Source organism: Bacillus sp. BB081 (genome assembly GCF_008368895.1).
Taxonomy (GTDB): domain Bacteria; phylum Bacillota; class Bacilli; order Bacillales; family Bacillaceae_G; genus Bacillus_A; species Bacillus_A wiedmannii.
The window spans coordinates 13,566-25,839 of record NZ_QOZX01000058.1; the positions used below are offsets into that span (position 1 = coordinate 13,566).

Sequence of the window (12,274 nt, forward strand, 5' to 3'; positions counted from 1 at the left end):
TAGAGGCTTTCTTTTACATTTTTTTGTTCCGGATTTAGTCAGATTTCTACAGATCGCGTACGTTCCAAACAATCTCACCGCGCTCCCCCCACGTACTATGATGCCGATGAAACCCTATCTTTTCTAATACCCGGAAAGACGCCGTATTCCAAGCGCCTACAGTTGACCAAAGTCTTTGGCGCCCCGTAGCAATCGCAGCCTCAAGCACTGCTGATGCTGCCTCTGTCGCATAACCCTTGCGATGAGCGCTTTGGAACAACTCATATGCAATCTCCGGCTCTTCAAGCGTGGCACGACCAATAATTAAGCCGCAGTATCCGATGAAATCCCCTTCTTCTCGCCTACGTATAGTAAGAAGAGAAATACCATTTTCAGTTGCTTTCTTGCGCATTTCGATAAGAGAGCTACGAACAGATTCAATGGTTGGCATATCTACACCACGTTCACCAATTAATTTTCTCAGCCAAACCGCATCAGATTCCTCCCACATATTCAGGTCGAGTCGTTCCGTTTTTAACTGGAACGCCATATCTTTAAATACAGCTGTCATAGCGGTAACCTCCTATTGATTTCACTGTACTACTTATAATAGTTTCGTACTTTACCATATGGGAAACCTGCTTCATTCTCTAAATTTTCTTGCATCAGCATACATAATTGTTATTTTATGAATAAGCAATTCCTCTGCTAAATAGACCTTGTTATCAAACTTTATTTTAAAAATTTGACTAGGTTACGCTCTTTTAGTTGCTTCTTATATAGTATATGAAATTTATATCAACGATTTTCCAAATATATCAATCGTAACTTGAATTATATCAACGATTTTCTCAATATATCAACGATTCGACGCAAAATATCGATTTACCGACAATATTAGACAGCATTATTTATAAAGCACCCACTCAATTAACTCAATTGCTGCTTTAATACGGTCCTTCGTATCACCTAAAAACAGTCTATTTATATAATCTTCAAAATTAGTTGGTACTATAGATAATGTTTCAATATACTTCAAAGCAGATCCCGCTGGCGGTGTAGGCTTATTATTAACAGCCCATATCCCATCTAACAATGTCCAAATTGAAGTTTGAACTATGTATGAAGCTTTTAACTCATCATTTGCTTTCAAAGCAGATTGAATTTTAATTAATGAACTATGCAACCAATGAGAAATGCCCTTCACTTTGTCGCTAGAAACACGATAGTTTTCAAATTCATATGTAGCTATTTCCTTTAACTTTTTCAACTCACCGCTTTTATCAAATAAAATTCCCCCTTCTAAAAATGAGTATAATTCCATCGGATTGTTTTTGAAGTTTTCTAGTATTTGATTAACGTCTGCATACTTATATTCAACTAAAATTTCTTCTCTCGTTTCAGAATGAAATTTCTTATTTTGTCCGTCTTCTAAAAGAATATAGAAGTCTAAATCCGAATCAGGATATGCATCACCTCTTGCGACAGATCCGATAAGCATACATCCATTTACCTTATCTATAGATAAGATTTCAGCTATTATTATTTGCGCTAATTTTTTATGTTGTTCATGTTTAATAAATATTTGTGCTGCTAACATTTGTAACCTCCAAACATATTATTATGACGTTATTCGTTACCTAAAAACATTGTACTTCTCTTATATCTTTATCTATATACTTATTTAACAATTGTCAGTTCATATACAATTGCGTCTTCACTACTTTTTGTTTGATCTTGAATCGTTACAATATCTCCACCTTTGATTTTCGAAGCATTCATTACTTTTACCATGTCTGGTGGAACAACACCTCCATCGTTCTCTTTATTTAGCGGTAACCACTTTACTGATTTATCAGTCGCTTCTAAAATTTTATATTTAATTGTGCCATCATATTTTATTTCACCAACAAGATCTTTTACTAATGTTGGTGTATATTTACCCTCTTCTTTTTTCAAAGAGATATGATCACCTATATCTAGGATACCGTTTCTTTTAGGCGCCTTCCATTTTGTTGAGTTTAAATCATTTAAACTTACCTTCACACTATCTTCTTTATTTGAGCTATCATCTTTTAGAAATATATCATTATACTTCTTATCAATAATGATATATTCCTTCCGCTCTACTATTTTTGCACTACTTTCACGTTTTTCTTCCTCATTCTTAGATACTTCTTCTTCCACTTTATTATTACTACATGCTGATAATAATGTCGTCGCTAAAGCTGCAATTAGTAACATTTTTTTCACTTCATTTACCTCCATTTATAATGAAACAATTAAATATATATTACATCCATATTTTACTATAAATCAAAAAAAGAGGATATTTGTTTATTAATAAACAAATATCCTCTAACTTTGACTATATATTACGACTGTTGATAAGCCGCTTTCGATGATTTTACATAATAAACTGCGTGATCAACGTTAATGATATGATCTGGTTTTGGTTTACCACGACTCGCTCTATGTCCTGCTAAATGTTCTTCACTCGTTTCCCAGTTTTTCCATGCTTCTTCAGAATCCCAGCGAATCATCACGACAACTTCTTCGTCGCCACGTCTTACTTTTTTCACAAGAACGCTTAAGTCGATGAAGCCTTCAAATTTTTCAATAATGCCTTCGCCAGTGAAACGTTCTACAACTATATTTGATGTACCTTCTTTTACTGTAAATGTTTTCGTTTCAATAAACATATAATCCCACTCCCTCTTTATAATACGAATACTACTATTCTTCTATTATAGTTGATTATGATAATTATTTTCAATTAAAAAGTTTTAATTATTTGAATCATGCCGTTTTCTCTTCAACTGCCTCATCTAAAAATTTGAAATACGGAAGTAATAATCCTGTTAAAGAAGTGGCACATATAATCGCACCGATGATAAAGTATAGTGCTCTCACTCCCCACATTTCACTCAGTATTCCTCCTAATAACACACCTAACGGCATAGCGGATCGTATGAAAAATAAACGTACTGAAAATACTTGCCCTATCATATTGTTTGGTACTGTTTGTTGGCATATTGTTGTGTTATGAACATTGAAAAATGCAATACAAATGCCTGCAACTACTTCAATGAACACCGCAATTACTATACTATGATTGAACCCTAAAGAAATGTATGTTAGTCCTCCTATAAACAATCCACCAAGCATAAGTATACGCCGGCTTTTATATGTTACTTTTCCGACTAGTATAGATCCAACTACATAGCCAAACGGGAAACCAGCCATAAAATAACCAAACTCCGCATACCCCGCTGAAAGCTCATCTTTTATATAAGGTAGATTTGTAACCAACGTTACCCCCACCCCAAATTGCACGAAAGTAAGAAAAATACCGAGCCAAACGATAACTGGTTTTGTGAAAAAATATGTAAAACCGTGAAGAAACTGTTCTAACCACGTTTTCCGAATAGATTGTTTTGTTCTCTTTTCTTTTATATTAAGTAATAATGTACCACTAACAAATAGACAAATACATACGAAAGATAATGTAAGTTCTGTTCCAATCAAATGAATGATTACTCCGCCTAATACGGGCCCAAGAAACATCATAAGACGAGCCATTCCATCAATATACGCATTTGCGTCTTGAAGCTGTTCTTTACTTACAATACTCGGTGTAATTGCTTGACTTGCAGGTGTATACAGCGGCGTAATAAGTCCGATTATTATTTGGACGACATATATGTGCCAAACTTCTATACTACTAGTAAGTAACATGACTAACGGCAATAAAAAAATCGAAGCTCGCACCCATTGCGAAAAAATCATAATCCACTTCCTGCTCCATTTATCAATAAATGGTCCACTTATTAGTTGTAGTATGAGTGACGGGATAAAATATAATAACCACATACTACTTAATGCTGTTTTTGATCCTGTTAATTCGTAAACAAGAATCGAATTACATAACGTTCCGAAAGCCCCGCCTAACTCTGAAATTGCACTGCCAATCCACATATAAAAGAACGAACGGTTTTTCAATACATTTTTCAATTTCACACACCAACTTTTCTACTAGATTCCTCCCTCTATGTGCATTCTAGTTGCGTATTATCTATTTAAAAACGCATCTAATTCTTTCGCTAACGACTGTACTGCTTTCTTTCTCAATACATATTTCCCCTCATGTATATCAACTAACTTCGCTGCACGTAACAATTTCAAATGGTGGTGTACTGTCGATTTACCGAGTTGCAGTCTTTCTGTAATTTCCTGCAAAGTCCGTTCTTGTTCGAACAACATTTTTACAATGCGTAGCCTCGCTTCATCCCCAAGTGCCTTATGTTTTTGAACTAAAAAATAATTCGGTTCATATAGATCTTCAGGATGGATGCTTTCGTTTGCGACTGGGTAATGAAATACTTTCGTATCTTCAATATCCGCCTCAATGTTCCACGGTCTGTACGTCATTTGCGGGATAAGAAGTACATAATGAACACTTGGTTCTGGCATATAGTTCACACCACCAGTCGCCCACTCGACAAACTCTTCTGGTTTCATCTTTTTATTCATTTCATTTTTCGCTTCATAATCTCTTTGTAATATAGAAAGTATTTGCTCCTCCTCTTTCTGAATAACACTCTCATACCACCCTGTCATAACGGCTTCTAAATGGTCCTTTAGTTTTTGCACATCGATATTACATATAAAACGAATATACGTAGAGAAAAACTGATGATCTTGTGTCAGCTCCTCTAGTTCATATATTGCAGTTACGTCTCCACTTGCTGCTAAATGTCTTTTCTTTTCATACTTCTCGCCTAAAAACGGTAAGCATATATATTTCAAATCTACTTCTGAAAGCGAATCGATTTTAGCATGAAACTGTGCTAAGTCCTGAAAATCCTCTTTATACAACAACTGAAGTAACGCTTTCCACGTATTATGTTCTTCTACAAACTGTAAGTGCTCTCTCATTTCTTCTGTTAATGATTCCTTAATTTCTTCCCATTCATTTTGACTCTTTTCAAGGGTATCGATTAACCTTTTATGAGTAATTGCCGCAATGCCAAGTGCACATTCGAAAAGTATCGAATACTTCACTTGAACATGGTAAGTTTCCCTCTTTCTACTCGTTATGTGATAGACCTCCATTTTATCCCCTCCTTGTTTACTATATATTAAATTCTATTTTTATCGAATTTTACCTTCTATGTTTTTAGAATTAATAAAATTTTAGTTGAAACACATTCATTCTAAATTAAGAAGAATAGGAGCTTTTTTATATACAAATAATAAGCCTCGAGGAGTTGTTGATATGCATTTTATATTAAATATGTTAGGAATTTTCGTTGTAATATTAATCGTTTTCCTATGTTCGCCTAATAAAAAACAAATAAAATGGAGACCAATCGTTATTCTAATCATATTGGAGCTCTTTATTACATGGTTTATGTTAGGCACGAAGCTCGGCAGTATTATCATTAATAAAATCGCGTCATTTTTCAGTTGGCTACTATCGTGTGCGAATGAAGGTATTCGGTTTGCCTTTCCTTCCGCTATGGACAGTGCACACATTGATTTCTTCTTTAGTGCATTACTTCCTATCATTTTCGTTATCACTTTTTTCGATATTCTTTCGTACTTTGGGATCTTAACTTGGATTATTGATAAAGTAGGTGCAGTTATTTCAAAGATTTCTCGTTTACCAAAGTTAGAAAGTTTCTTTTCGATTCAAATGATGTTTTTAGGAAACACCGAAGCACTTGCGGTTGTTCGTGATCAGTTATCCGTTTTAAAAGAAAATCGTTTGCTGACTTTTGGAATTATGAGTATGAGTAGCGTTAGCGGATCCATTCTTGGCGCCTATTTATCAATGGTTCCAGCAACATATATTTTCAGCGCTATCCCTTTAAACTGTATTAACGCATTAATTTTAGCCAATGTATTAAATCCTGTAGAAGTTACGAAAGAAGATGATGTCGTATATACACCTTCAAAAGATGAAAAAAAGGATTTCTTTTCTACTATTTCAAACAGTATGTTAGTCGGGATGAATATGGTTATCGTTATTTTAGCTATGGTAATTGGTTATGTGGCATTAACTGCATGTTTAAATGGAATTTTAGGCTTTTTCGTCACAGGTTTAACAATTCAAAAAATCTTCTCCATTATCTTTAGCCCCTTTGCTTTTTTACTCGGTTTATCGGGCAGTGATGCGATGTATGTAGCTGAATTAATGGGGATTAAAATAACGACGAATGAATTTGTTGCAATGATGGATTTAAAATCGAACCTAAAGTCTTTACAACCACATACGATTGCAGTTGCAACTACATTTCTAGCTTCTTTTGCTAACTTTAGTACAGTAGGTATGATTTACGGAACTTACAATTCATTATTTGGCGGAGAAAAATCAGCCATTATCGGTAAAAATGTTTGGAAGCTTCTCGTTAGCGGGATGGCAGTTTCCTTATTAAGCGCTATGCTTGTTGGGCTATTTGTATGGTAAATAATCTTTATAATAAAAGACACCCAATCGAATTGAGTGTCTTTTATTATTATTTTCGAATCTGACCATTTCCACGAATCACATATTTTGTAGAAGTTAATGCAGGAAGTCCCATCGGTCCCCTTACGTGTAGCTTTTGTGTACTGATGCCAATTTCTGCTCCAAATCCGAATTCAGATCCATCAGTAAAACGAGTTGATGCATTATGATACAGTGCAGCCGCATCAACAGATGTGAAGAACTTATTGACGTTTTCCTCGTCCTCTGTAATAATCGCTTCGGAATGCATAGATCCATACGTATTTATATGATAAATCGCTTCTTCTATAGAAGAAACTACTTTAACTGCCAGTGTGAGAGATAAAAATTCTGTTTCCCAGTCTTCTTCTGAAGCAAGTACAATTGAAGAATCAATTGCCAATGCTCTTTGATCACCACGTAGTTCCACGCCTCTTTCCTTCAAAGAAGAAAACAACTCGCTACCAAATTGCTGCGCCCACTTCTCATGTAGTATAATCGTTTCAATTGCATTACATACAGATGGACGCTGCGTTTTTGCATTAATAATAATATCAATTGCCATTTGTTTATTCGCTGTTTCATCAATGAAAATATGACAATTTCCTGCACCTGTTTCAAGTACTGGAACAGAAGCTTCTCTCACTACAGTATCAATTAATTGTTTGCCACCTCTTGGAATCAGAACGTCTAGGTAATCATTCATTGTAAACAACTGCTTTGCGCTATCCCGTGTTGTGTCTTCTATAAGCTGCACACTTTCTTCTGGCAAACTTGTTTGTTTAAGCGCTCGGTGAATAACTTCAACAATAGCTTTGTTAGAATTAATAGCAGAAGAACTACCACGTAATATAACTGCGTTTCCTGTTTTCAAGCAAATTGTAGCAGCATCTACTGTTACATTTGGCCTTGCCTCATAAATCATCCCAACAACACCAAGTGGTACACGCATCTCCTGAATAGATAGTCCATTTGGTCGCTCCCATTCACTTACACGTTCTCCAACTGGATCACGTAATCCGATTAACTGCTTAATTCCCTCTGCCATATCAACAATTCGTTGTTCAGTTAGCATAAGTCGATCAAGGAGTGAATCAGAAAATCCTTTTGCCTTACCTTCTTCGATATCACGCTTGTTTTCCTCTACAATATAAGCTGTTTCTACTATTAGCCTTTCAGCAATTACAGCAAGTGCTTCGTTTTTTTGACTTGTAGATTTTAGTACAAGTTCTCTAGCAATTTCTTTCGCTTTTTTTCCCTTTGCCAACACTTCATTCATCTTCATTTCCTCCTTTTTAACATCACTACTCTTAAAGTGACACCCAATAATCTCTATGAATGACTTCATAATTATGCCTTTCGCCTCTTGCTTGAATATGTTGACTTTGCATACCTTTTATCTCTCTTAATTCCTCTGCGCTATATGTGCATTGTCCTTTTCCAATTACGCGCCCTTGTTGCGTCATTACTTCTACGACATCGCCAACTTGGAAAAATCCTGAAACATTTGTAACGCCAGCAGGAAGAAGACTCTTACCATGCTGAATGATAGCAGTAGCTGCTCCAGCGTCTACTTCAATTTGTCCGCTAACAAGCGAATGCAACGCGATCCATTGCTTGTTCATCTTCATCTCTTTTTGAGGGGCATTTCCGACATACGTACCATCACCTTTTCCCTTCAAAACATCTACAAACTTCTCTTGTCCACGTCCTGTTCCGATAAATACACTCACGCCAAGAGAAAGTGCTGTCTTCGCAGCATCAATTTTTGATTTCATACCGCCAGTCCCAAGTTTGGACCCAGCATCTCCTGCAAGAGAAGCAATCTCTTCCGTAACTTCAGGAAGGAAATAATATTTTTTCGCATCCGCATTTTTCTGTGGATTTTTGTCATATAAACCGTTCACATCCGTAAAAATCATAAGCATATCTGCCGAAACAAGTCCGCTTACTAAAGCTGACAGCATATCATTATCACCGAACGTCAGCTCCTCTAATGAGATGGAATCATTTTCATTAATTATTGGTAGAGCAGAACGGTTTAGTAACTCTCCTAAAGTAGCGTAAGCATTACTATATTGTTCTTTTCTAGAAAAATCACTTCTCGTCAGCAATAGTTGCGCTGTAACGATGCCATATTTACGAAATGCCTCCGTGTACGCCTGCATTAACAAACTTTGTCCAACAGCCGCAGCAGCCTGTTTTCCTTTAATCGTCACAGGTCTGGTAGGATATCCCAGATCCGAAAAACCTGCAGCGACAGCCCCAGATGTAATTAACAAAACTTCATGCCCTTCCTCTTTCAATCGAGCCAATGCGGCAACGTGATCTGAAAGTTGTTCTTTAGAAATGCCTCCGTGACTATCTGCCAAGGAACTACTCCCAATCTTTACAACAATTCGTTGTTTTTTCACTTTTTTATCCCCCAAGTCTAAAATCAAAGTTTTTTATAAATTACACTTCTATTCATATAGCTTGCAGCGATTCTATTCTTTTCAATGCTGCGCCTAACCTATTTAAGAGCAAAATAAAAATGACCGCTTCGCCCTTAATAAAATAAAAAGGACGAAACGGTCATTGTTCCGCGGTACCACCTTAATTGATATACATAGATATCCACTTGGCGCCTATAACGCAGGCGAACGCCTAAACTTTCATTTAAGACTCAGGGATAGGTTCGATATATTCTATACGAGGAATCTTTCAGCCGGTGAATTCCACTCTCTTTCGCAAGAAGACATATGTACTATTTCCCTTCAACGATTTTCGGTTTAATTTTTTATATTATGCGATATAGTTTGATTTGGTGTCAAGAAGTATTTTTAAAAATAAATAGCGCAGCAAGTTACTTGCATGAAATTATTGACCTACTGAATGAAAATACAAATCGATATAAGTTTAACTCATATTCATAAACATAATACCTTAAATTACAATGTATATATTTACATAATGTCGAATATAATTGATTTTTATCTTTTAGTGTTGCAAAAAGGAATATATTCTCTTAGAATGTTTCTTTATATTACATAAAGATGTTATTGTTATTTTAAGATAGCAATTTCGAAATGATATAATTTATTATAAAAGGAGCAAGATTGAGTTATTATGGATAAACAAATTGGATTCATCGGTTGCGGAAATATGGGAATGGCTATGATTGGTGGGATGCTACACAAAAAAATAGTGTCTGCAAATAATATTATTTGTTCGGATTTAAACACTAAGAATTTAAAACATGCTAATGAAAAATATGGGCTAACTACAACTACTGACAACAATGAAGTTGCTAAAAATGCTGATATTTTAATTTTATCAATTAAACCAGACTTATACGCATCAGTAATTAACGAAATAAAAGAAGTGATCAAAAACGATGTTATCGTCGTAACGATCGCTGCTGGAAAAAGCATCAAAAGTACAGAGGAATCTTTTGATAAGAAATTAAAAGTTATACGAGTAATGCCTAATACCCCTGCTCTTGTTGGAGAAGGAATGTCTGCGTTATGCCCAAATGAAATGGTAACAGAAAAAGATTTAGAAGATGTACTAAACATTTTCAATAGCTTTGGTCAATCAGAGATTGTAAGCGAAAAATTAATGGACGTTGTTACATCTGTAAGTGGTTCTTCACCAGCATACGTATATATGATTATTGAAGCGATGGCAGATGCAGCTGTATTAGATGGTATGCCACGAAATCAAGCATATAAATTCGCTGCTCAAGCTGTGTTAGGCTCTGCAAAAATGGTACTAGAAACAGGAATACATCCAGGTGAATTGAAAGATATGGTTTGTTCTCCTGGTGGAACAACGATAGAAGCTGTAGCAACATTAGAGGAAAAAGGATTACGAACTGCAATTATTTCAGCAATGCAGCGCTGTACACAAAAGTCTGTTGAACTATCTGGTCAAACGAAAAAGTAAAACTATAAAAGAGATCACGTTAGCTATGAATTTAATTAGAAAACGGTGGATTACATACTCTCTCGCTTGCACTAAATGATAAACGGACAAACTCATAGATACTTGAGTTTGTCCGTTCTTTTGATTATACTACAATAATTTCATTTGTATCTTCTTTTGAGATTTTAGTTTTATCCCTTCCTTATTCCCTACTACGCTTGTGTAATTTTATTAGAAACTAATAATTTTTCAATGCATTTCGGTAACATATCTAATAGCGTTTCAAATGCGTAATTTACATCTAAACGTTCTGTCCATTGATGTGCATCTTTTCCTACCGGCCCCATATTTAATACCGGAACGTCAAACTCTTCTAGATCCTGAAGTGGAATCGAATAACCTTTATCCCATAATGGCATATTGTCTACAAGTGAACTCATTGAATCTAGTGGATTCTGTAAGCCCACATAGCTCAAATCTGAAATTCCTCCAAAATAGTTTTGGTTTTCAAATGTAATATTATGATTGTAGTGAGCATACTTTTCCATTTCTGCAACTACATCTTTAATTAACGGATTGTTGCGTGAACTTACAGCTGGATAATATGGTGGAGCAAAGAAAAGTACAATCATCGGCGCCTTTTCTTTACATAAAATAGATAGTTTATCTACTAAATCAATTGTTACCGCACGATCATCTTTATCTTCTCTATTTTTTATTATACTAGATTGAATATCATCTATTTTCTCTTGCCCATGTTGTTCAATTGCATAAGCGATAAGCTCTTCATACGTTAAAACATTTACTTTCATATTAGGCGGTATAAACGGATTATATTTAGAAAAACGATATGCTTGCTTCTCGTATGATTCTTCTATTTTCTCTGCTACTTTCGTTACTTTTTGACGTAACAATGAAACGACATCTGTCATCGTTTTTTCTAGTAAAAACAAATTGAATAATGTGACTGCACGATGCGGAATTTGTACAGAATAATCCTCCTTTAAGTCCCGTTGAAGTAAGTTAGTTGGCGGAGGACTTGCTTCTCCTTCTACAACATCACAAAGGTCCGTATTCAATTCTAATTCAGCCGTTAATAAAGCAGCCATATAACTCCCATTTAAACCTGCAAATGGTTCACCTACATGTGTTTCTTTACCATAGCAAAGAAATCCAGGTAACACTTTACCAATAGAACCAGTGTAAATATACTTATTTTGGTCACCAGGATGTCGTGAAAACATAGGCTCTGAATTTAATACTGTTTTATAATCCAAGTCATGTTCTCTTGCTAACTCTAGTAGTCTTGGAACAGCAGCCCTCATCCCTACAGAGTTTACTTCTTCATCTGGAACAGCTAATAAAAGAACATTCCCATCAAATCTGCCTTCACAAGCTTGCTCAATCATTGCCATTTGTAATGTGAGGCCGCATTTCATATCCATTGTTCCTCTGCCAAACAGCCAATCTCCTTGTTCTATATCTTCACGTACATGATCTGGTAATTCATCTTTATGAGAATAAAACATAGATGTTAACTTTTTAGGATTAAATGCATCTTCTTTCCAAACTCCGTAATCTTGCACATCTACAACATCAAAGTGACTAACTAGAATTACGGTATTTTTTGTACTATCGCTTTTCTTCACTAGGGCTGTAACAAAATATCGTCCGTCCCCCGTCGGATTTTTTTGCAAATGATGCGGGTTTTCTTTGAAGTACTGTAAATCAGATAATTGTTCCACAACAAAGTCTGGCAATATCACTTCAGCTTCTGTACCTGTAATACTAGGAATTTCAACAAGACTGCTTAATAATTGAATCAATTGTTCTTTTGATTGCCACTTTGACATATAAATCCCCCTATTTTTCCGCATTGTGAAAATGAATTCCAGTATA

General features: G+C 35.4%; 11 protein-coding genes and 1 other annotated feature. Of the genes, 2 read left to right on the top strand and 9 right to left on the bottom strand.

Going from position 1 to position 12,274, the window contains the following annotated elements; translation table 11 throughout:
- Nucleotides 1-46 precede the first annotated feature (46 nt).
- The 6 genes from DN394_RS22245 to DN394_RS22270 form a co-directional block, all read right to left on the bottom strand.
- The gene (locus tag DN394_RS22245) at nucleotides 47-550 is read right to left on the bottom strand and encodes a GNAT family N-acetyltransferase (protein WP_149294237.1); all 504 of its coding nucleotides are present in this window, start codon (nucleotides 548-550) and stop codon (nucleotides 47-49) included.
- Between the two features lie 336 nt (nucleotides 551-886).
- On the bottom strand, nucleotides 887-1,579 hold the full coding sequence (locus DN394_RS22250) for a nucleotidyltransferase domain-containing protein (protein ID WP_097916723.1): 693 nt from the start codon (nucleotides 1,577-1,579) through the stop codon (nucleotides 887-889).
- An 80-nt stretch (nucleotides 1,580-1,659) separates the two neighbouring features.
- Entirely contained in the window at nucleotides 1,660-2,247 is a 588-nt protein-coding gene (locus DN394_RS22255; protein WP_149294238.1) for a hypothetical protein, read from the bottom strand.
- Between the two features lie 107 nt (nucleotides 2,248-2,354).
- The gene (gene hmoA, locus DN394_RS22260) at nucleotides 2,355-2,681 is read right to left on the bottom strand and encodes a heme-degrading monooxygenase HmoA (RefSeq protein WP_046954187.1); all 327 of its coding nucleotides are present in this window, start codon (nucleotides 2,679-2,681) and stop codon (nucleotides 2,355-2,357) included.
- Nucleotides 2,682-2,778: 97 nt separating this feature from the next.
- The gene (locus DN394_RS22265; RefSeq protein WP_141475389.1) at nucleotides 2,779-3,993 is read right to left on the bottom strand and encodes an MFS transporter; all 1,215 of its coding nucleotides are present in this window, start codon (nucleotides 3,991-3,993) and stop codon (nucleotides 2,779-2,781) included.
- Between the two features lie 57 nt (nucleotides 3,994-4,050).
- Nucleotides 4,051-5,094: an ArsR/SmtB family transcription factor gene (locus tag DN394_RS22270; protein ID WP_000454540.1), complete on the bottom strand. Its 1,044-nt coding sequence runs from the start codon at nucleotides 5,092-5,094 to the stop codon at nucleotides 4,051-4,053.
- Between the two features lie 163 nt (nucleotides 5,095-5,257).
- On the opposite strand from DN394_RS22270, the gene DN394_RS22275 reads away from it, so the two are divergent.
- A complete protein-coding gene (locus tag DN394_RS22275; protein ID WP_149294239.1) occupies nucleotides 5,258-6,451 on the top strand; it encodes a NupC/NupG family nucleoside CNT transporter in 1,194 nt (397 codons plus the stop codon).
- A 49-nt stretch (nucleotides 6,452-6,500) separates the two neighbouring features.
- Here DN394_RS22275 and DN394_RS22280 read toward each other — a convergent pair whose 3' ends face one another.
- Together DN394_RS22280 and proB are read right to left on the bottom strand one after the other, a co-directional pair.
- Nucleotides 6,501-7,748: a glutamate-5-semialdehyde dehydrogenase gene (locus DN394_RS22280; RefSeq protein ID WP_149294240.1), complete on the bottom strand. Its 1,248-nt coding sequence runs from the start codon at nucleotides 7,746-7,748 to the stop codon at nucleotides 6,501-6,503.
- A gap of 31 nt (nucleotides 7,749-7,779) precedes the next feature.
- A complete protein-coding gene (proB, locus tag DN394_RS22285) occupies nucleotides 7,780-8,883 on the bottom strand; it encodes a glutamate 5-kinase (protein WP_098953513.1) in 1,104 nt (367 codons plus the stop codon).
- Between the two features lie 144 nt (nucleotides 8,884-9,027).
- Nucleotides 9,028-9,238: a binding site (T-box leader), on the bottom strand.
- A 339-nt stretch (nucleotides 9,239-9,577) separates the two neighbouring features.
- Between proB and proC the strand changes: the two genes are divergently transcribed.
- Nucleotides 9,578-10,396 (top strand): pyrroline-5-carboxylate reductase, encoded by an 819-nt coding sequence (proC, locus tag DN394_RS22290; RefSeq protein ID WP_097916712.1) that lies wholly within the window; start codon nucleotides 9,578-9,580, stop codon nucleotides 10,394-10,396.
- A gap of 191 nt (nucleotides 10,397-10,587) precedes the next feature.
- On the opposite strand, the gene DN394_RS22295 is transcribed toward proC, so the two are convergent.
- Nucleotides 10,588-12,228, bottom strand: coding sequence for a M20/M25/M40 family metallo-hydrolase (locus DN394_RS22295; RefSeq protein WP_097916710.1), 1,641 nt, complete (start codon nucleotides 12,226-12,228; stop codon nucleotides 10,588-10,590).
- Nucleotides 12,229-12,274 lie beyond the last annotated feature (46 nt).

Excerpts from the sequence above, each read along its gene's own strand:
- DN394_RS22250 (WP_097916723.1), bottom strand. The coding sequence starts at position 1,579 with ATGTTAGCAGCACAAATATTTATTAAACATGAACAACATAAAAAATTA.
- proC (WP_097916712.1), top strand. The coding sequence starts at position 9,578 with ATGGATAAACAAATTGGATTCATCGGTTGCGGAAATATGGGAATGGCT.
- DN394_RS22270 (WP_000454540.1), bottom strand. The coding sequence starts at position 5,094 with ATGGAGGTCTATCACATAACGAGTAGAAAGAGGGAAACTTACCATGTT.
- DN394_RS22295 (WP_097916710.1), bottom strand. The coding sequence starts at position 12,228 with ATGTCAAAGTGGCAATCAAAAGAACAATTGATTCAATTATTAAGCAGT.
- DN394_RS22245 (WP_149294237.1), bottom strand. The coding sequence starts at position 550 with ATGACAGCTGTATTTAAAGATATGGCGTTCCAGTTAAAAACGGAACGA.
- DN394_RS22255 (WP_149294238.1), bottom strand. The coding sequence starts at position 2,247 with ATGGAGGTAAATGAAGTGAAAAAAATGTTACTAATTGCAGCTTTAGCG.
- DN394_RS22280 (WP_149294240.1), bottom strand. The coding sequence starts at position 7,748 with ATGAATGAAGTGTTGGCAAAGGGAAAAAAAGCGAAAGAAATTGCTAGA.
- hmoA (WP_046954187.1), bottom strand. The coding sequence starts at position 2,681 with ATGTTTATTGAAACGAAAACATTTACAGTAAAAGAAGGTACATCAAAT.
- DN394_RS22275 (WP_149294239.1), top strand. The coding sequence starts at position 5,258 with ATGCATTTTATATTAAATATGTTAGGAATTTTCGTTGTAATATTAATC.